This window comes from Amycolatopsis sp. WAC 01416 (assembly GCF_003947485.1).
Classification (GTDB): domain Bacteria; phylum Actinomycetota; class Actinomycetes; order Mycobacteriales; family Pseudonocardiaceae; genus Amycolatopsis.
The window spans coordinates 459,716-477,104 of the sequence record NZ_QHHX01000003.1 but is presented as its reverse complement, the minus strand read 5'-3'; the positions used below and the strand labels follow the sequence as shown (position 1 = coordinate 477,104).

Sequence of the window (17,389 nt, the reverse complement as noted above, 5' to 3'; positions counted from 1 at the left end):
CGCAATTCGGCACCTGGTTGCGATCCTTGCCCTTCGCAACCATCGCAACCAGGTGCCGAATTGCGTGCTACTCCTTCTTCGCCCGGCTCGGGGCGACCCGGGGCGGTTCGTTCGGCATCTTCGGGTAGACGGGTGGCCATGGCGCGTCCATGAGCCCGCTCGCCATGTCCTTTCGCGACATTTCCAGCAGCGGCTCGATCGACTGCGGTTTCGTTCCCGCCCAAGGGTCTCCGCGTTCGGCGAGCCGAGCGGGCACAGTGGACAGCGTGAACTCGTCCGGCTCGACGGTGTCCAGTTCGTCCCAGCCGATCGGTGTCGACACCTGTCCGCCGACCCGCGGCCGCACGCACCACGCGCCGAACACCGTCTTGTGCGGCGCGTTCTGGTTGAAGTCGACGAACACCCGCGAGCCGCGTTCTTCCTTCCACCACTGGGCCGTCATCTCCTCCGGGTGGCGGCGCTCGAGTTCGCGAGCGAGCGCGCCGGCGGCCGCGCGGACCTCGTAGCCGTCCCACTTCGGTTCCAGCGGCACGTAGAGATGCAGGCCGCGCGAGCCCGAGGTCTTCAGCTGTGCGGCGATGCCCAGCTCGTCGAGCAGCGCCTTCGTCAGGACGGCGCCGTGCCGCAATTCGGGAAAACCGATCCCCGGCGACGGGTCGAGGTCGACGCGCAACTGATCGCTGATGTCCGGCGCGTCGGCCCGGTTCGGCCAGACGTGGAAGCCGAGACAGCCCTGGTTCACCGCCCAGACGACGTGGGCGAGGTCCTTCGCCACGAGCGCGTCCGAAGTGGTCCCGTTCGGAGTGGACACCACCGTCGTGGTCAGCCAGTCCGGCGCGTTCTTCGGGACCCGCTTCTGGAACCACGACTTCCCGCCCGCGCCGTCCGGATAGCGCTCCAGCAGCAGGGGCCTGCCGCCGAGCTGCGCCAGCAGCGGCCCCGAAACGGCGCGGTAGTACTCGACGAGGTCCAATTTGGTCTCGCCGTTCTCCGGGAAGTAGACCTTGCCCGGATTGGACACCGTGAACTCGACACCGTCGAGGTCCAGCGTGACCGGCTCCGCTTTCATGCTTCCCCCAGCTCGGTGAACAAGGTGGCCAGCTCGGCGGGCGGAACCTCTTCGAGCTGCGCGTACGTGCAGGAGGCCGGTTCACGGTCCGGGCGGAAGCGCACGAGCCGCCCGCCGTGGCGGAACCGCGTGCCCTCGACGTGCTCGTAGCGGACCTCGGCGACCCACTCGATGCGGACCGGCTCCCAGCTCAGATCCTTTTTCGGCGCCCACCGGCTGCCCGCGCCCGGCATGCGGCCGCCCGCCTCTTCGTGCGCCTCGGCCCACTCGCGCCAGGGATGGTTCTCCAGCGCGTTCTCGCGCAGCGGTGCGAGTTCGTCCACCAGTTCACGACGCCTCGCGGCAGTGAAACTGCTGGCCACGCCCACGTGGTTCAGGACGCCTTCGTCGTCGTAGAGCCCGAGCAGCAGCGATCCGACCCCGACCCCGTCCTTGTGCCACCGGAATCCGGCGACGACGCAGTCCGCGGTGCGCTGGTGCTTGACCTTCCACATCACCCGTTTGTCCTGTTCGTACGGTGCGTCGGCGGGTTTGGCCATCACACCGTCGAACCCCGCGCCCTCGAAGCGGGTGAACCAGTCCTGGGCGACGTCGGGATCTTCGGACAGCGGGGTGAGATGCACCCGCGCGAACTTCGTGTCGACGACGCTTTCGAGCAGCTTCCGCCGCTCCTCGAACGGCTCCGGCGTCAGATCACGGTCGCCGAGGGCGAGCAGGTCGAACACCACGAAACTGGCCGGCGTCTCCGCGGCCAGTTTGGTCACCCGGGACGCGGCCGGATGCAGGCGCAACTGGAGCGCCTCGAAGTCGAGCCCGCCTTCGGTGACCAGCACGATCTCGCCGTCGACGACGCAGCGCTCGGGAAGCGCGTCCTTGAGCAGGTCCACCAGTTCGGGGAAGTATCTCGTCAGCGGCCTGTCGTTGCGCGAGCCGAGCACGACCTCGTCACCGTCGCGGAAGACCACGCAGCGGAAGCCGTCCCACTTCGGCTCGTACAGCAGCCCCGGCGTGCGCGGCAGTTCGTGCACGGCCTTGGCCAGCATCGGCTTCACGGGCGGCATCACGGGCAGTTCCACGAGGTGATCCTAGGCCGGGCCACCGACAAAAGCGCGGCTCAAAGCTCGGCCAGCAGGAGCCCGCTGCGCGGTTTCGGCGTGAAATAGGTGGCCTTCCTCGGCATCCGCGACCCGGCCGCGTGCACGGCGAGCACCTGCGCGTACGGGACCGGGGCCAGCAGCAATACCGCGTCCGCGTCTTCGGGCACCGGCACGCCCGGCAGCAACGGCCGCACGTTCGGCCCCTCCGGATCGACGCCGAGTGCCCCGCGGAGCAGCTTCTGTTCGACCACGGCGTGGTCACCGCCGGCTTTGCCGAGCACCACCCGGAAGGCCGATCCGCCCGCCAGCACGGTCATTTCACCCTCCTCGGTCGGCGGGTCCGGCCGTCCGGGATGGACGTCGAACCCCGCGTCCTTCCATCGCCGGGCCAGCGTGTCCGCGTCGAATCCGGTGCCGGTGAGCACCCGGTGGATGGGGCCGATCCGCAGCTCCGGTCCGCCGGTGACGAGCGCCAGCAACGCGCCGCGCCCCGATTTCGCGGCGGCCGCGACGCGGTGATTTCCGTCCGCGACCAGGAGATCCATCTCGTCCAGTGCCGCCAGCAGTTCGGACTGGCCCTCACCGGGACCGGCGAGCCACAGTTCGTGCACCCGGCCCGCGCCGTCCACTGTGGACAGGCTGGGCGCCTGCCCCCGGCAGAGCCGTTCGATCAGCGCGGTCAGCTCACGGCCGCCGGTCGCGGGGACGAGCATGGCCGCACTCGTGGCGACGCCGAGTCCGGCGAGCATCGCGGCCCGTTCCTCGACGACGTCGGGGTAGACGTCCTCGGTGTGCCGGACCCGCGTCACCCCGTCGTCCCGGACCGCTGCCGGGTCGACCAGGCACAGCACGCCCAGCGCGACGCCGCCCGGCCCGTCGATGCGATACGGCGCCAAGACGTCGGCGACAGGCCGGTAGTGCCGCTGCCGGATACGGTCGAAGGTGGCCCTGGCCTGCGGCAACGCCGCCTCGATCGAGAGACCGCCCGCCAGCGCGGCCGGTGTCCTGGCCGGATGCTGGACCGCCAGCAGGCTGTCGCCGCGTGCCTCCGCGAGCGCGGCGGCCACCCGGTCCGGGTCGGCGAACTCGTCGACGTCGGGTCCCGGGACGGTGTCGCGGACAACCCAGCCACGGTCGATCGGGCGGATCCAGGTGCTCATCCGATCCATTTTGCGGGATAGCTCACGGAAAAAATCGGTCCCATGACCGGGTGTCTCCATGGAATGCTTACCCATGCGAAGTAGTTGACCCCCTTCATGAGCCCGAGGAGACCGCCACAGATGACGCCCCCGGCCCCGGTCACCGCGAAGGAAGGGGTCGGTTTCCGCTCCGAACGCGGCCCCGTCCTGATCGCCGTGATGTTGTGTTCCGGCCTGATCGCGCTGGACTCGACCATCATCGCGACGGCGGTGCCGTCGGTGGTCGCCGATCTCGGCGGGTTCTCGCAGTTCCCGTGGTTGTTCTCGATCTATCTGCTGACCCAGGCGGTCACCGTTCCGCTGTACGGCAAGTTCGCCGACGTGCTCGGCAGGCGTCCGGTGATGTTCTTCGGGATCGCGGCGTTCCTGCTGGGCTCGGTGCTGTGCGGCGCGGCATGGAGCATGCCGGTGCTGATCGCGGCCCGCGCGGTGCAGGGCATCGGCGCGGGCGCGATCCAGCCGATCGCGCTGACCATGGTCGGCGACATGTACACCGTCGAGGAACGCGCCAGGGTGCAGGGCTACCTCGCCAGCGTGTGGGCCATCTCGTCGGTGGTCGGGCCGACGCTGGGCGGCGTGTTCGCGGAGTACCTCGACTGGCGCTGGATCTTCTTCATCAACCTGCCGCTCGGCGCGCTGGCGGCGTGGATGCTGTTCCGGAACTTCCGCGAGCGCGTCGAACGCCGCTCGCACCGCATCGACTACCTCGGTGCCACGCTGCTCACCCTCGGCTGTTCGCTGCTGATCCTCGGCCTGCTGGAGGGCGGGGTCGCCTGGGGCTGGGCGTCCGCGCCGAGCGTGGCGATCTTCGCCGCCTCCGCGGTGCTGCTGGTGGCCTTCGTGTTCGTGGAACGCAAGGCCGACGAGCCGGTGCTGCCGCTGTGGATCTTCACCAAACGGACGTTGATCGGCGGGAACCTGGTAGCCGTCGTGGTCGGCATGCTGCTGATGGGCCTCACGTCCTATTTGCCGACCTTCTCGCAAGGCGTGCTCGGCACCGGCGCGCTCGTCGCCGGATTCGCGCTGGCGGCGCTCACCGTCGGCTGGCCGATCTCGGCGTCGCTGGCGGGCCGGGTCTACATGCGGATCGGGTTCCGGGACACCGCGCTGATCGGCAGCGGGATCGTCATCGCGGGCGCGGCGCTCACCGTGTTCCTGGCGGCGGGGTCGTCGATCTGGCTGGCGGCCGCGGCCGCGTTCGTCCTCGGGCTGGGCCTGGGCCTGGCGTCGAGCCCGACGCTGATCGCCGTGCAGTCCACGATCGGGTGGGAACGCCGCGGTGTCGTCACCGCGACCAACATGTTCAGCCGCTCGCTGGGCAGCGCCGTGGGCGTGGCGATCTTCGGCGCGATCGCCAACGCCACCCTGGCGAGCCGCTTCGCCGACCCGCCCGCGGGGGTCACCGGCCTGCCGTCCGGCGTCGACGCGACGAGTGTCGTCCTGGAGGGCCACGGCCCGGACACCCCGACGACGACATTCGTGCGTGGCGCACTCGCGGACGCCACGCACCACGTCTTCCTGGCGATGCTGGTGGTCGCCGTGCTCAGCGTCGGCGCGCTGCTGCTGATGCCGCGGCGCACCGAAGAGCTGAAGTTCGACTAGTCCGTGAGGGTGGTGCGCCGGTCCAGTGGGTCGTGAGTGGCGTTTCGGGTTCTAACCCGAAACGCCACTCACGACCACGGTGACCCACTCAGTTCTGCATCGGCACGGCGTGCTCGACGAAGTTCTCGACGAACCGCTCGATCGGCTCCGTCCCGGCCGGGTACAGCACGAACTTGCTCAGCCCCGCGTCGATGTACTCGGCGATCAGGTCGCGGGCGGCGCTCCAGTTGCCCGCGATCAGCCGGGACGGGTCCGCGTCGGACCGTGGCGCGACCGAAGCCGCGAGCGCGTCCGGGATCCCGTCCTCCGCGACGATGAGGCTGATGCCGAAGTGGTCGGCCTCGACTTCCCGGTCCGCCTCGGCGGCGGCCTTCTGGATCGCCTCGCGGCCCGCGCGTGCTTCCTCCGGCGTGAGGAAACTGGCCAGCCAGCCGTCCGCGAGCCTGCCGACGCGGCGCAGCGCGCCGGGCGCCTTCCCGCCGAGCCAGAGGTCGAGCCGGTTGACCGGCCGCAGGCCGAGCCCTGTCCCCTCGACGCGGAAGAACTCGCCCTCGAAGGTCACCTCTTCCTGTTCCAGCAGTGCCCTGATCAGCCGCAACGACTCGTCGAACACCGCGGCGCGGCGTCCGGGCGGCACCGGGAACAAGGGCAGTTCGGCGTCGCGCGCGGGTTTGAGACCGAAGACCGGGAGGACCCTTTTCGGTGCGAGCGCGGCGAGTGAGGCGAGCTGCTTGGCGACCAGGACCGGATCACGGCCGGGCAGCACCATCACCCCGGTGCCGACCTTCAGTTTCGTGGTGCGGGCGAGCGCGTGCGTCAGTCCCACGACCGGGTCGATCCTCGGCGAGTACACCGCCTCTGGCAGCCAGAGCGAATCGACGCCTGCCCGCTCCAGCAGGTCGACCGCGGCGCCGAACTCCTCGGTCGCCGTCCCGGTCCCCAGCCCCGCACCGACCCTGATCTTCAGGTCCTCCGCCACACTCGCTCCCTTCCGCTCGGCCCGGGATGTGGGCCGTCGTCCAGTGTTCCCACGTGAACAACCCCGCACAAGCATGGACTCGCCCCGCGAATCCCCCGTACATTCCAGTGTCGCGTGGGCCGTCCGCGCGCGGATTGGGGGATTTTCGATGGCAGGGCAGGATCTTCGCCGCTGGACGCGTTGCTTTCATCCGGCGCCCTCGGCCGAGATGAGACTGATCGCCTTCCCGCACGCGGGTGGATCGGCGAGCGCGTACCGTTCGCTTTCGGCGGCCCTCTCGCCCACCGTCGAGGTGCACACCGCGCAGTACCCGGGACGGCAGGACCGCATGGGCGAGCCGGTCGTCGACGATCTGCACGTCCTCACCGAACAGCTGGTGGACGTCGTCGCCGCGCTCCCGAAACCCTTCGCCCTCTTCGGCCACAGCATGGGCGCCATCGTCGCGTTCGAGATCGCCCGTCGCCTCGAAACGCGTGGCCTCGTCCCCGCGGCGCTGTTCGTCTCGGCCCGCCGCGGTCCGGACGTGCGTAAGGACACCTCACACCACCTCGCCGAAGACGACACGTTCCTCAAAGAGGTCAGCAGGCTCGGCGGCACGGACGCGTCGATCTTCGACGATCCGGACATCCGCGCGCTCGCGTTGCCCGCGCTGCGCGGCGATTACAAGGCCGTCGAGACCTACCGGTACCGGCCCGGCTCCGACGTGAGCTGCCCGCTCGTGGCGTTCACCGGGGACGCGGACCCGGTCCTGGAGGTGTCGGACGTCGAAAACTGGCGTGAGCACACCACCGGCTCGTTCGAGATGGAGGTGTTCGAGGGCGGCCACTTCTTCCTCGACGCCAATCTCGACGCCGTCGTCGCGCGCATCCTCGGCAAGCTGACCGTCAGTCCCTGAGGCCTTCCCTGCTCGCCCACGCGACGACCTCGGTCCGGTTCGCCAGACCCAGTTTCGCCAGGATGCTCCGGACGTGGCTTTCCACCGTGCGTTCGGAAAGCACCAGCTTCTCGGCGATCCGGCGGTTGCTCAGCGCGTCGGCGAGCAGGACGACGATCTCGCGTTCCCGCCCGGTGAGCGGGTCGGCGGCGCGGCGTTCGGCGCGGATCCGGTCGAGCAGCGCCGCGGCCCGCCCGAGCGGGCCCGGTATGGCCAGCCGCCGGAACTCGCCCAGGGCCTCGCGCGCGAGGCCCTGGGCACGCGCGAGGTCGCCTCGGGCGACAAGGACCTCGGCGAGCAACAGCCTCACCTGAGCGACACCGGGCCGGGCGCCGATGCCTTCGTTGACGACGATGGCCCGCTCGTACAGCCGCACCGCTTCGTCGTGGCGGCCGAGGACGGCGTTGAGCCTGGCGGGCTGTTCCAGGGTCGAGCCGGCGCAGAAGACACCGGCGCCGCCGGACACGATCGGGCGCACCTCTTCGAGGCGCCGCAACAGGTACTCCGCCATCTCGACGTCGTGGAAGGCCTCGACCAGCGGTACGAGGTTGGGCAGCGCGCCGGTGCTGTGCAGCGCGAACTCCGGGCTCCGCACCAGCGGTACCAGCTGCTCGTACCGCACCCTCGCCTCGTCGAGATCGCCCTTGAGCAGACTCAGCAACGGCCGCGAAACCAGCGTCACCGGCAGGTGCGGGGCCCGGTCCAGCAACCTCGCGTAGTCGCCTCGCAGCTCGCCGGGATCACCCGTGAGCAGGACGAGCTGGACGCGGAACGCGTAGGACATCCCTTTCGCGGAGAAGTCGTCCGCGAGTTCGGTGTCCGCCAGTTCCTCCGCCGCGAAGTCGAGTTCGCGTGCCTCGGCCAGATCTCCCCGCAACGCCAGCACCGAACTGCGCAGCCGCAGGTCGTGCCAGCGGATCAGCGGCAGTCTGGTCAACCGCGCCAGTGTCGTCACCGCGACGAGTTCGTCGTCGGCGAGCGCCATCCGCCCGTCCTCCAGCGCGGCGTCGATCCGCCATTTGTGACCCCACAGGGAGACCAGCGGCTGTCCGGTCCGCGTGCCCAGTTCCACCGCGAGCGCCCCGAGCCGCAGCCGCTCGGACGACGGCAGCGTGTCCGGCGCGACCTTCATCCGGGCGCGGAGGCTGTCGACCAGCGCCTCGGGATCGCCTGACTCTTCAGCGAGCGCGAAGGCCTCGTCGGCGAGCTTCCCCGCTTCGGCGAATCGGCCGTAGTCGGCCTCGACAGACGCGCTGTGCGCCAGCAGGCGGGCCCGCGTCGTCTTGTCGACCCCGTCCACGGCGAGTGCGCGTGCGGCGAGGTCACGGATGCCGGGCAGGAGATCCGGCGCCGCGACGTCGCGGACCACCAGTGCCGCTTCGACGATCAGCCCGGCGTCGGCGGCGCGGCGGGCGTGGTCGAGACTTCGCGCGAACCGGCCGGACCGGTATTCGGCGACGGCGAGATCGAGCAGCGGCCCGGCACGGTCCATTTCGGACAGTCCGGCCTTCGAGCGGGCGTCCAGCGCGATCGCGAGAAAACGCGCCGCTTCGTCGAAGGCCAGTGCCCGGTTCGCTTCGGCGGCCGCGAGCGCCGCCCATTCCGCCGTCTTCTCCGGCGCGGACGCCGAACGCAGCCAATGCCCCGCGACCGTTCCGGCGAGCGCGGGATCACGCCGGGCGTGCTCCTCGAGCGCGGCGGCGGCGCGGCCGTGCAACGCTTCCCGCTCAGCCTGGCCCAGATCCGCGTAGATCCCGTCGCGGACGACGGCGTGCGCGAACCGGCCGTCCCCCAGCACCCCGGCCCCCGTGGCTCGGTCGAGCCCGTCGACGACCTCTTCGAGCGGCAGGCCGGACACCTCCGCGAGCAGAGCGGCTTCGACGTCTTCGCCGATCACCGCCGCGATGGCGAGCAGCCGCCGCACCTGGGGTTCGAGCGCCGCCACCGCGGCACGGACGAGGTGTCCCAGTTCCGATCTGCCCGCCGAACGCGCGATCGCGCCGAGATAGAGCGGGTTCCCGCCGGAGCGGCGATGCGCCTCGCGTACCTCCTCCTCGGCCGGCGTCGTCCCCGCCAGTTCGGTGAGCAGCGCCCGGACGTCGGGCTCGGCCAACGGCGGCAGTGAAATACCGCGTGCGCCCGGACGGCGCAGGAGATCCGGCAGCGCGGCGTCCAGTGCGGGCGTGTGCCCGGTGTCCCGATGCGTCGCGATCACAGCCAGCTTCGAGCGCCGTAACTCCCCCGCCAGATGCCGCAAAAGGCGCAAGGACGCCTCGTCCGCCCAGTGCAGGTCTTCGATGACGACGACCAGTCCCGATGGCTCCGCCGCGGCCACCAGCGCGTCCGCCGCGGCGGCGACCAGCCGGAACCGCGCGGCCTGGACGTCGGAGGCGCCGTCGATCTCGGCGAAAGCCTTCGTCACGGCCGAATCGACCGACGGCAGCACCTCGACGACCCGCCGCCACGGCCACAACGGCGGTGCTCCGGGATCGTCGGCGCACCGGCCCCACACGACCACGGACGCCGCGGCCGTCGCCTCCTCGACCAGCCTGGTCTTGCCGATCCCTGGCGGCCCGGAGACGAGCACGAGCCCGCCGGAGCCCGCGGCGGCGTCCGCGAGCCTGCCGCGCAGGCTCGCCAGTTCGCCCACCCTGCCCACGAACGGTTCCCGGTTCACGGAAGGAGTATCGCGCTCCGCGCCCGATTCCGTACCGCCCTGCGTACTGGCACTGATGTCCGGACACCGCCGGAAGCGCAGAGTCGGCACGTCCGACGGAAAGGAAAGCCCATGTACGCCACCGTTCACCAGTTCCGGCGTTCGCACGCCGACGAGCCGGAAGGCTGGGGCCACGCCCTCGCCGCGGAACTCCACCCCGGCACCGGTTCGCCGGGCACCTGCACGCTCGCCCAGATCGGCGGTTTGACCGGGCTCGTCGTCGCGTTGTGGCGCGACCGCGGCTCCGCGCTCGCCGCCGGGGACCACCGCACCCCCGGCACCTTCGACGCCCGCGTCTACGAGGTCTCCGACGTCGAAAGCGGCACGGCCGAGCCCCGGATCGCGCAGGCGACCTGGTTCGACCGGCCGCTCACCCAGGCCGAGGCCGACGCCGCCGACTTCGGCGGGCGAGAGCGGATCCGGCCCGCCGTTCAGGGGCTCGGCGGGATCGCCGGTTTCTACATCCTGACCGCCGAGGACAGGTCTCGTCTCGTCCTCGGCTTCACCGAGTCGATCGAGGCGATGGAAGCCGTCCAGAAGGCGGTCGTGAGCACGGAACTGCTGCCCGGCGAGGACCCGGCGCTGCTGTCCGGTCCGGACCGCATCGACGTCCACCGCGTGCTCCACACGTCCCTGCCCGCCCCCGGTCTGGTGGGTGAGCCGCGATGACCGCCGGGACGTCCGCGCGCGTCGGCACCTGGACCGTGCTGGCCGAACGGACCTCGGCCGCGTTCACGGTCCGGAACTTCGGTTTCCGCGCGGTCCACGGCTCGATCCCGGTCAGCCTCGGCTCGGTGCGCGTCTCCGGCAGCGGCGTCACCGCCGTCGAAGCGGCACTCGACCTCGACATGATCGACACCGGCAACGCCAAACGCGACGCCGACCTGCGCAAACCCGGTCTGCTCGCGATCGACGCGCATCCCGTGCTGACCTTCGCCGCGGACCGGATCGAGGGCGGCCCCGGCGAGTGGTCGATCGAAGGCACCCTCGGCGCGCGAGGCGAATCCTGTCCCCTCACGGTGACCGCGACAGGCCCGGAGGACAACGGCGACGGCACCTGGCGGGTGCTCGCCGGAGCCGTCTTCGACCGGCGGGCACTCGGTGTCCGAGCGCCGAGGTTCCTGATCGGCGCGGAGATCACGATCGCGCTCGACGTGGTCCTCGCCCCGCCCGGCTGATCAAGCCCAGGCGGCGAGTTCCTTGGCCAGCGCGGACGGTCCGCCGGCGGTACGCAACGTCGGCGGGCCGGGCCAGCAGTCCTGGTGTTCGCCGGTGCGCAGGGTTTCGGCGAATCGGGCGACCAGCCGCGGCTGCGACGCGACCGTGCGGCCGCCGAGGTACGCGACGACGACGTGGTGGTCGTCGTCCGAATGCGTCGCCACGGCGGCCGACCAACCGTGCTCCTCGTGCCACATCAGGTCGACGTCACGTTCGGGGAAGCCGGGAAGACGCCAGTTCAGCCTCATCCGCGCGGCGACCGGACCGGTGAGGTCGACCGTGCACGAATCCCTCCGTATCCCCAGCGCCGCGGCCACGTCTTCCAGGTAGGCGTTCAGCCTGGTCACGAGCTCCAGACCTGCTTCCGTGGGCGCGGGGGTCGAGGTGGTCACGGTCCCTCATCTTCCTGTCACATTGAGTTGGCGTGACGGGAATTACCCACCCCGGCGCGGGTTCACACCCTCATTTCGTCACGCCCCGGTTTCGGTTCGCTCAAGCCGTGGCTTCGATGACGCGAGTCAGGGCTTTGTGCAGCGCCTCCAGCTCCGAGACCTCCATGCCGAGCTTCTCGACGACGCGGTACGGGATCTTTTCCGCCTCCACGCGCAACGCGCGACCGGATTCCGTCAGTTCGACCGTCAGCAACCGCTCGTCCTCGGCGCTGCGCCTGCGCGTGACGTAACCGATCGCCTCCAGCCGCTTGAGCAGTGGCGACAGTGTCGCGGGCTCGGCGCGCAGGGCGACACTCAGATCTTTGACCGCCTGCGGGCCCCGCTCCCACAGCGCCAGCATGACCAGATACTGCGGATGGGTGAGCCCGTGGGGCTCCAGCAGCGGCCGGTAGATGGCGATGACGCTGCGCGACGCGACCGACAGCGCGAAACACACCTGACGCTCCAGCGCGAGCGGGTCCTCGCCCAGATCGATCGACTTCATCTCCGGCCCCTCCGAGTTCATGCCGCCGATCCTAACCGTGACACTAATGTTTAGCGTGCTAATCATTAGTGTACCGTGAGAGCATCGACGGAAGGAGTCGCCCGATGCCCCGCAAGCGCCCGGATGTGTTCCGCTGGCTGTGGTACTCACTCGGCGGCAGGCTGCCCGAGCGCTACCACGACTGGATCCTCCACGACGCCACCACCGGAAGCTGGCGCTGGCGGCACGTCGCCCGCAGCACGGTGATGATCGCGCCGCTCTGCGCGGTGTGGCTCCTCCTGCCCGGCCCGCTCACCCTGCGGCTGGCGATCGTGCTGATGGCCGCGCTCGTGGCGTACTTCTATTCGATGGCGTACATGGAGGAAAGCATCGAGCACCGGCTCGCCAAGAACGGCTTCCCGCCGGGCATCGGCCGCCGGACCCGCGCCGAGGCCACCGCCATCGCGGAGGCCGACGTGACCGAGCGGTACCTCGCGCGGTACCGAGACCAGGCCGGCTGAGGCTTCGCGGTCTCTCGCGAACTCTCGCGCGGCTCTCGAGAGCTCTCGCGAACTCTCGCGCGGCTCTCGAGAGCTCTCGCGAACTCTCGCGCGGCTAGCGTGCGCGGCGATCCCGCGGTGCGTGGTCACCCGGCGTTGCGAAAGCCACTTTCGCAACGTTGATGGTTGCGAAAGTGGCTTTCGCAACGCATTGCGGCCACTCAGGCGGCTCGGCTACGAGCTTCGGCGGCACGATGCGCGGCCACGAGTTCGGCGGCGACCCGCTTCGGTTCCGTTCGCAATCGACTGGGCAAGGTCTGAAGGACCGCGATGCCCGCCGCCGCATATCTGGCGTTTCTCGCCACTGTCGCGGCGTACTGCTGCTTGCCGAAGTGGAAGTCGTACGAATCGATCTCCCAGGCCAGGCCCACCGCCGCGAAGTAGCCGTCGGGAGTCGCGATGTACTCGCCGTTTTCGTCTCGTAGCTCGCGATTCCACTGAGGCTCCGGCAAACCGGTCATTCGCCACACCCGCATCGCGTCGACCTCGGCGGCCGATCGGGCACCATCAGCGATCCGATGCAACGCTTCGCGCGGGATCGCGGTGCCACGGCTACTCCCGGCATCAAGCTCGCCGAACAACTCCGGAAGGCTCGCTCCCCGCTGCACCGCCTCCGAAAGCAGAGCCGAAACCTCCTGTCGCGAGCCGAGCCGTCGACTCTCGTCGAGAACCGACCGGACCAAAGGTGCCAGCGGCACTCCATCGAACACGACCGCCTGCGGCAGCCGGGTCGTGCGTTCGATGATCACATGTCCGGAACCGCCGATCTTGTGTTCAAGCGGCACAAGCAAGTGAACGCGGAACGGACGGTCCGGCAAGACCCGCAATCCCTGCCGTCGACAGGAGACGGCTCCGGTCACCACCGCGTCCGGCCCGGCGTACAGGAGGGCGGCATCGATCAGCTGCCGACGCGTCGGCTCGCCGGAATGCAGCAACACGACACCCGGCAGCAGCCGTTGCCACGGCTTTCCCGGACGGCACCGGCGATAGCAGGTCATGGAAGGAACGCCGAGTTCCCCGAGCCGGGCGACAGTGATCACGCCGCCGCGGCTGTGCTGATGGAGCCCCTCGGGATCACGGGCCCACTCTCCGGATTTCACACCACGATCGTCGGCGCTTCGGACCATCGCGCGCCACCGTCTTCCCCTCGACCTGTGGACAACTCGCCACATCAGCCCCACTGTGGATAACTCGCCAGACGTTGCGAAAGCCACTTTCGCAACGTTGATGGTTGCGAAAGTGGCTTTCGCAACCTCACGCCGGCCCACTTCACCTGGTCACGACTAGAGTGCGCGGTGATGAGACGCAAGCTCCGCCCGCCGCTCCCGCCCCGCCACGGGCTCGACCCCGCGAGGCTCAAGATGCCCGCCGAGGGACCGTGGACGACGTTGCGGGAGCACCTCGTCGAGCGGCTCCCCAGGGTCGCTCCCGAGCGGATCGTGGAGATGCTCCGGGAGGAGCGCATCGTCGGGCTGGACGGGCCGCTCGGCGTCGATTCGCCGTTCGTGCCGGACTCGTTCATCTGGTTCCACCGGGACCTGCCCGACGAGGTCGAGGCCCCGTTCGAGATCTCCGTCGTGCACCGCGACGAGCATTTCCTGATCGCCGACAAACCGCATTTCCTCGCGACGATCCCGCGCGGGCGGCACATCCTGCAGACCGCGCTGGTCCGCCTCCGCCGCGAACTCGACCTCCCCGCGCTCAGCCCCGCGCACCGGCTCGACCGGGTCACCGCCGGGCTCATCCTGTTCGTGAGCACCCCCGAACTTCGCGGCAAATACCAGACCATGTTCCGGGATCGCTTGGTACACAAGGAATACGAGGCGATCGCGCGGTACGATCCGGGCGTCGCGATGCCGCGCGAGATCAGCAGCCGCATCGTCAAGGAACGCGGGGTCATCGCCGCGCAGGAGGTCGACGGACCGCCCAACGCCGAAACTCGCGTCGAGCTGATCGAGCACCGCGACGGACTCGGTCGCTACCGTCTGATCCCCGCGACCGGCCGCACGCATCAGCTCAGGTTGCACATGAGCGGCCTCGGATTGCCGATTCTCGGCGACGACTTCTACCCGGAGCTGACCGAAACTCCGCTCGACGACTTCACCGAACCCTTGCAGCTACTGGCGAAGGTCCTCGAGTTCACCGATCCGGTCACCGGGGAACGCCGCCGGTTCGAAAGCAGGCGGACACTCGAAGCGTGGACGGACCTCGACTCATGGCGCCGAGGTCCGGAACGAGTCGTGAGTGGCGATTCGGGTTAGAACCCGAATCGCCACTCACGACCCACGGCACCGGCCGGCGCCTCACTTACGCCAGAACTTGATCCCGCTCCAGGTCACCTTGACCGGTCCGGCGCCGCTGGCCGTCCGGTAGGCGCCGAACTTGTCGTAGTAGCTGCCGCCGCTGCTGCTCACGGTCTGCTTCAGCGAACCGTTGATGTACACCTTGTGCGTGCTCCCGACCTGGTGCACGGTGTTGACCCGCACGGACGTCCCGACGGTCGCGCCGCTCCCCAGGGTGTCCCCGCCGTGGACGGCGTAGAGCCGCCCGCCGCGTTCGACCGCGAGCATGAAGTACGGCCCGGCGGTCGGCGCGTCGCGGAAGGTCTGTTTCAGGCTGATCCGGGAGCCCGCCATGCTGGTGATCCGGAACGATCCTTCGAACTGCCTGGTGCCGCCGGTGTAGGTCACGTAGCGTCGCTCGGCCCGCTGATCCCCGCTTCCGGTGGAGCAGGTCAGTTCGAAATTCAGCCCGTCGACATTCCCGCACCCGCGTTCCTGGACCTTGAACGAGGGGTTCTCCGCCGTCCACGGTCCCGTTCCGACCTGGGCGTTCGCCGGCATCGCCGACGCCATCAGGCCGAAGACGGCCGCCGTGGCCACCCCGACGGTCCGAAGTCGTCTCCGCATCCTGCCTCCTGCGCATTCAGGGCGGCGGTGATGGTCCAGACCAGGACCAGGTTGCGACTGTACGAGCACGAACCGTCGTCCGACAAGACGTTGACGCTCCCACGTCCCGCTGATTGGGTAACGAAGGTGATCCTTTCCATGACGGTCCTCGAAGGATTGGCGGCCGGGACGATCGACCTGGCCTTCCGGCGCTGGTCGAAGCAGAACGTCCGCCAGGGCGACGTCATGCGCCTGGAGGCAGGCGTGATCGAGGTCGGCTCCGTCGAGACCGTCGATCCGGCGACGATCACCGATGCCGACGCCCGCCGCTCCGGAGCCGACTCGGCGAACGCGGTCCGCGGCACCCTGCGCGGCCCCGCGGACGCCCCGGTGTACCGCATCCACCTGCGCTACCTCGGGCCCGATCCCCGCCGCGCGCTCAGCGCGGCGGCGGAACTGTCCGAAAAGGACTTCGAAGCCATCCGCAAGCGGTTGTCCAAGATGGACAGACGCCGCCCGTGGACCCACGAAACCTTGCGGATCATCGCCGGGAATCCCGGCCGCCGGGCACAGGAACTCGCGGACCTCCTCGGTCGCGAGAAGGAACCGCTGAAGGTCGACATCCGCAAGCTCAAGAACCTCGGGCTGACGCTCAGCCTCGAAGTCGGCTATCGGATCTCTCCACGCGGCGCGGCCTACCTGCGCCTCAGCGAGGATCCCGGTAGAACGCGCTGAGTTCCGGCACGAGCCGCTCCGGCGGGACACTGTGGAACTCGCCGTCCAGCTCCACTTGCCTCGCCCCCGGGGTCGCCTTCGCGGCGACGAGTGCGGCGGCCTTGAGCCAATCCGTGCTGCCGTTGCTGTTCACCACGAGGACGGGTGTCGCGATCGACGCCAGTTCGCCCGGCACCTTCGAGTCCCTCATCACGAAGGCGTCGTAAACGAGCGTGGGCGCGAACGACCGGAGTTCGGCCCACATCGGCGTCTCCTTGGCCTCGGCGACGGCCTCCGCCGGAGAGCCGACCGCGGACATCATGAACAGGGCGACGGCGTCGTCCCAGCGGTCCACCACGACCAGGCGGCGCATCTCGTCGGCGTACCCCTCGGGGACTTCTTCGGTTTCGCCGCGATAAGGCGGCTCGAAGACCGACAGGCGCGCCATCGGCACGCCGGCCGCGGCAGCGAGAAGGGCCAGCGCTCCGCCGGAGGAGATGCCGTGCACGATCACCGGCTCACCGAGCGAAGCGACGACAGCGGCCAGGTCTTCGATCTCGCGCTCGACCGCGTACGGCGCGGTGTCACCGCTGTCGCCCCGGCCCCGCCGGTCGTAGGTCACCACGGAGAACTCGGCCGCCAGCTCCGCGACCAGCGGTTCGTCACCGTGCCGGTCGTTGCCCGCACCCGCGACGACGACCACCACCGGCCCCGCGCCGCGTCGCTCGAACACGATCGGCGTTCCGTCGGCGGACTTCGCTGTGTCGATCATGCGGCCATCGTGCCCGGCCTCGCCGCCGGGCGCAGGTCATTTATCCTACTCGAACATGCGTTCGACAAATGATCGGGATCGGGGTATGTTCGGTTGCCATGACCCCCGCCCTTCAAGCCTCGCTGTTCGACGAGTGCGCCGCGCTCGGGCTCGGCTCGCTCGACGGGATCCGGCGCACCGAACTGACCAGGGGTGCCTGGATCGACGTGCTGCCGGGCTGGCTCACCGGCGCGGACGAACTGTTCGCCCGGCTCGCCGAAGACGTGCCGTGGCACGCCGAACGACGGCAGATGTACGACCGTGTCGTCGCCGTCCCCCGGCTGCTGAGCTACTACCGCGAAGGCATGCCGCTCCCCCACCCGATCCTGACGGAGGCGAGGGAGACGCTCTCGGCGCACTACGCCGATGAGCTCGGCGAGCCGTTCGTGACCTCCGGTCTGTGCTTCTACCGGGACGGGCGCGACAGCGTCGCCTGGCACGGCGACGACACCGGCCGCTCGCGCACCGAGGACACCATGGTCGCGATCGTCTCGGTCGGCGCCGCCCGGCAGCTTGCGCTGCGCCCGCGTGGCGGAGGCGAAACCGTCCGGCACGCCCTCGGCCACGGCGACCTGATCGTCATGGGCGGCAGCTGCCAGCGAACGTGGGAACACGCCGTCCCCAAGACCGCCAAACCGGTCGGGCCGAGGATCAGCATCCAGTTCCGTCCGAGAGGAGTCGCCTGAG

18 protein-coding genes are annotated in these 17,389 nt (G+C 69.9%); 8 read left to right on the top strand and 10 right to left on the bottom strand.

The genetic code is table 11. The features are described 5' to 3' along the window. Positions 1 to 67 precede the first annotated feature (67 nt). From ligD to DL990_RS12080, 3 genes are read right to left on the bottom strand one after another with little or no spacing between them, the layout of a single operon-like run. Complete coding sequence (gene ligD / locus DL990_RS12090; protein WP_125798701.1) at positions 68 to 1,069, bottom strand: non-homologous end-joining DNA ligase; 1,002 nt, start codon at positions 1,067 to 1,069, stop codon at positions 68 to 70. Next, complete coding sequence (locus DL990_RS12085) at positions 1,066 to 2,145, bottom strand: ATP-dependent DNA ligase (protein ID WP_199746317.1); 1,080 nt, start codon at positions 2,143 to 2,145, stop codon at positions 1,066 to 1,068. Before DL990_RS12085 ends, ligD begins: the two co-directional genes overlap by 4 nt. A 38-nt stretch (positions 2,146 to 2,183) precedes the next feature. After that, entirely contained in the window at positions 2,184 to 3,335 is a 1,152-nt protein-coding gene (locus DL990_RS12080; RefSeq protein WP_125798700.1) for a DUF1015 family protein, read from the bottom strand. 111 nt (positions 3,336 to 3,446) lie between these two features. On the opposite strand from DL990_RS12080, the gene DL990_RS12075 reads away from it, so the two are divergent. Continuing rightward, positions 3,447 to 4,967: an MDR family MFS transporter gene (locus tag DL990_RS12075; RefSeq protein ID WP_125783954.1), complete on the top strand. Its 1,521-nt coding sequence runs from the start codon at positions 3,447 to 3,449 to the stop codon at positions 4,965 to 4,967. 88 nt (positions 4,968 to 5,055) lie between these two features. On the opposite strand, the gene DL990_RS12070 is transcribed toward DL990_RS12075, so the two are convergent. Next, positions 5,056 to 5,946 (bottom strand): TIGR03854 family LLM class F420-dependent oxidoreductase, encoded by an 891-nt coding sequence (locus DL990_RS12070; RefSeq protein WP_125798699.1) that lies wholly within the window; start codon positions 5,944 to 5,946, stop codon positions 5,056 to 5,058. Positions 5,947 to 6,154: 208 nt separating this feature from the next. Here DL990_RS12070 and DL990_RS12065 point away from each other — a divergent pair, with 208 nt between their 5' ends. Beyond that, positions 6,155 to 6,841, top strand: coding sequence for a thioesterase II family protein (locus DL990_RS12065; RefSeq protein ID WP_125798698.1), 687 nt, complete (start codon positions 6,155 to 6,157; stop codon positions 6,839 to 6,841). Here DL990_RS12065 and DL990_RS12060 read toward each other — a convergent pair. Beyond that, a complete protein-coding gene (locus tag DL990_RS12060; RefSeq protein WP_125798697.1) occupies positions 6,831 to 9,557 on the bottom strand; it encodes an AAA family ATPase in 2,727 nt (908 codons plus the stop codon). The genes DL990_RS12065 and DL990_RS12060 overlap by 11 nt on opposite strands. 111 nt (positions 9,558 to 9,668) lie before the next feature. Between DL990_RS12060 and DL990_RS12055 the strand changes: the two genes are divergently transcribed. Both DL990_RS12055 and DL990_RS12050 read left to right on the top strand, forming a co-directional pair. Continuing rightward, on the top strand, positions 9,669 to 10,265 hold the full coding sequence (locus DL990_RS12055) for a hypothetical protein (protein ID WP_125798696.1): 597 nt from the start codon (positions 9,669 to 9,671) through the stop codon (positions 10,263 to 10,265). Next, positions 10,262 to 10,774 (top strand): YceI family protein, encoded by a 513-nt coding sequence (locus tag DL990_RS12050; RefSeq protein WP_125783944.1) that lies wholly within the window; start codon positions 10,262 to 10,264, stop codon positions 10,772 to 10,774. Before DL990_RS12055 ends, DL990_RS12050 begins: the two co-directional genes overlap by 4 nt. Here DL990_RS12050 and DL990_RS12045 read toward each other — a convergent pair whose 3' ends face one another. Then, complete coding sequence (locus DL990_RS12045; RefSeq protein WP_125783942.1) at positions 10,775 to 11,206, bottom strand: DUF6292 family protein; 432 nt, start codon at positions 11,204 to 11,206, stop codon at positions 10,775 to 10,777. 100 nt (positions 11,207 to 11,306) lie between these two features. Beyond that, positions 11,307 to 11,750 (bottom strand): MarR family winged helix-turn-helix transcriptional regulator, encoded by a 444-nt coding sequence (locus DL990_RS12040; RefSeq protein WP_125784049.1) that lies wholly within the window; start codon positions 11,748 to 11,750, stop codon positions 11,307 to 11,309. A 104-nt stretch (positions 11,751 to 11,854) separates the two neighbouring features. Here DL990_RS12040 and DL990_RS12035 point away from each other — a divergent pair, with 104 nt between their 5' ends. Continuing rightward, a complete protein-coding gene (locus tag DL990_RS12035; RefSeq protein ID WP_125783940.1) occupies positions 11,855 to 12,250 on the top strand; it encodes a DUF5313 domain-containing protein in 396 nt (131 codons plus the stop codon). Positions 12,251 to 12,450: 200 nt separating this feature from the next. Here DL990_RS12035 and DL990_RS41460 read toward each other — a convergent pair whose 3' ends face one another. After that, positions 12,451 to 13,557, bottom strand: a complete 1,107-nt coding sequence (locus DL990_RS41460; RefSeq protein ID WP_370306105.1) for a hypothetical protein — start codon at positions 13,555 to 13,557, stop codon at positions 12,451 to 12,453. A 30-nt stretch (positions 13,558 to 13,587) separates the two neighbouring features. On the opposite strand from DL990_RS41460, the gene DL990_RS12025 reads away from it, so the two are divergent. Beyond that, a complete protein-coding gene (locus DL990_RS12025; protein WP_125798695.1) occupies positions 13,588 to 14,550 on the top strand; it encodes an RluA family pseudouridine synthase in 963 nt (320 codons plus the stop codon). A gap of 42 nt (positions 14,551 to 14,592) precedes the next feature. Here the strand turns inward: DL990_RS12025 and DL990_RS12020 are convergent, their stop codons facing one another. Beyond that, entirely contained in the window at positions 14,593 to 15,198 is a 606-nt protein-coding gene (locus DL990_RS12020) for a hypothetical protein (RefSeq protein WP_125798694.1), read from the bottom strand. 138 nt (positions 15,199 to 15,336) lie between these two features. On the opposite strand from DL990_RS12020, the gene DL990_RS12015 reads away from it, so the two are divergent. Then, positions 15,337 to 15,912 (top strand): hypothetical protein, encoded by a 576-nt coding sequence (locus DL990_RS12015; RefSeq protein ID WP_125798693.1) that lies wholly within the window; start codon positions 15,337 to 15,339, stop codon positions 15,910 to 15,912. Here DL990_RS12015 and DL990_RS12010 read toward each other — a convergent pair. Then, positions 15,884 to 16,663, bottom strand: coding sequence for an alpha/beta fold hydrolase (locus tag DL990_RS12010; protein WP_125798692.1), 780 nt, complete (start codon positions 16,661 to 16,663; stop codon positions 15,884 to 15,886). The genes DL990_RS12015 and DL990_RS12010 overlap by 29 nt on opposite strands. A gap of 98 nt (positions 16,664 to 16,761) precedes the next feature. Here DL990_RS12010 and DL990_RS12005 point away from each other — a divergent pair, with 98 nt between their 5' ends. After that, positions 16,762 to 17,388: an alpha-ketoglutarate-dependent dioxygenase AlkB gene (locus DL990_RS12005; protein WP_125783930.1), complete on the top strand. Its 627-nt coding sequence runs from the start codon at positions 16,762 to 16,764 to the stop codon at positions 17,386 to 17,388. Position 17,389 lies beyond the last annotated feature (1 nt).